Source organism: Micromonospora sp. M51, from assembly GCF_018070305.1.
Lineage (GTDB): Bacteria > Actinomycetota > Actinomycetes > Mycobacteriales > Micromonosporaceae > Micromonospora > Micromonospora parva.
Window position 1 is genome coordinate 1 of record NZ_JAGPXZ010001021.1, and the last position, 1,792, is coordinate 1,792.

Consider the following 1,792-nt stretch of genomic DNA (forward strand, 5'->3'; position numbering starts at 1 on the left):
CGGAGGGGAACGAGTAACCGGCGGCCCGGGCCACCGGGTCCAGCAGCTCCGGTCGGTCCCGGCCGACCAGCAGCTTGAGCAGCGGACCGAGCAACCCGCCGACGACCATGGTGGTGGCCGCCCAGAGGGCCAGGCGGCGGGCGCCCCGGCGCAGCAACCAGACCACCAGGAGCAGGACGACGGCGCGCAGCGGCATCGGGGCGAACACCTCGGTCCAGACCCGCATCAGCACCACCCACGCGGGATGATCCTGGGCGTAGCCGTGCAGCGCGTCGGTGACCGTCGTGTCCAACCGGTGCAGCGGTGCCCAGGCGTCGAGCACCAGCAGTGTGAGCAGCGCGAACGGCACCAGCACCAGAAACGCCGCCGTCGCGGCGAGCGTGAGCCGTAGCCCCAGCGCGTGGTCCGGGTCGAATCGGCGGTGCCGCCACGACGGCCGGCCGGTGGGGGCGAGCGTGGGCGGCCGGTGCGTCCTCATGACCTTGTTCTACCCGACCAGACGGCCGGTCAGGCCTACCGGTTGGCTGCGATCAACGGGTCCGCTGGCGGAGCCGGCGAACCACCAGCGCCGCCCCGGCGACCAGCGCGACCAGGAGCACGACGGTGGTCGCCAGTTGCTCCGGCGCGGGGGTGTCCGCACCGCCCGCCGCCCGAGCCGTCCACCGGCTCTGCTGACCGGACGCGGCGAGACCCAGGGGATCGCTACCGGCACCGGACACCGGACCGTCGTCGACCGAGCCGGGCGCCGGACCGAAGCCGGTCACGCCCGGCGACGTCTGATCGTCGAGCGGGTTGACGGTCACCGGCGGCACCTGGGCGGTCAACGCGGCCACCGGGTCGACCACCCCGTACCCGAAGCGGTCGTCCCGCCCGGTCGGGCCGAGGTCCCGGGCGGTGGCCAACAACCGGTTGACCACCTCACCCGCCGGCATCTGCGGATAACGGGACCGGACCAGCGCGGCGGTCGCGGCCACCAGCGGCGCGGCGAAGCTGGTGCCCTGCACCCGCCAGTACCCGCTGGGCGGCTTGGCGCCGACCAGCCCGCTGGCGGGGGCGGTGAGCACCGTCGCCCGGCCGGTGATCGACCCGGACCACAGGTTGTCGCTGCTGCGTTCGAGACCGGCCACCGCGATCACACCCGGCTCCCGGGCCGGATCCCAGACCTTGGTGCTGGTGGCGGTGGCCAGGTTGCCGGTGCAGGCAACCACGACCACGTCCCGGACGAACGCGTAGTCCAGGGCGGCGGCCAGGGCCGGGCTGTCGCCGCTGCCACCCAGCGACAAGTTGATCACGCGGGCGCCGTTGTCGACCGCCCAGCGCACGCCCTGGGCGACGATCAGCGCGTCGTCGTAACGGTTCTCCTCGTCCAGCACCCGGACCGGCAGGATCCGGGCGTCCGGTGCCAGGCCGACCACGCCCCGCTTGTCGTCACTGCGCCCGGCGATCAGGCCGGCGACAGTGGTGCCGTGGCCCACCGGGTCCGGGCCCGGAGCGCCGCCGGTGCCGACCAGGTCCTTGCCGGGGAGCACCTGACCGACCAGGTCGGGATGCGTGCCGTCCACTCCGGAGTCGACCACCGCCACGGTCACGCCCCGCCCGGTCGAGCTGCGCCACGCCGTTTCGGCCTGCAACTCGTCGAGCTGCCACTGCTCATCGCGGACCTGGTCGGTGCGGGCGACGGCGTCACCGGGGGCGAACGCCATCGGCGCGCCGGCGAGCTGTCCACCGTTCGTGGGCGCGGCGACCGGCACGGCCGCCGCGGTGGGTGCCACGACGGCGAGCGCCGCGGCGA

At 74.7% G+C, this 1,792-nt stretch carries 1 protein-coding gene and 1 pseudogene; both read right to left on the reverse strand.

The window, feature by feature from the left end:
• Positions 1–478: pseudogene (locus KBX53_RS31995) on the reverse strand (PA-phosphatase); the annotation flags it as partial.
• 52 nt (positions 479–530) lie between these two features.
• The gene (gene mycP, locus KBX53_RS32000) at positions 531–1,772 is read right to left on the reverse strand and encodes a type VII secretion-associated serine protease mycosin (RefSeq protein WP_309140905.1); all 1,242 of its coding nucleotides are present in this window, start codon (positions 1,770–1,772) and stop codon (positions 531–533) included.
• Between the last annotated feature and the right edge of the window lie 20 nt (positions 1,773–1,792).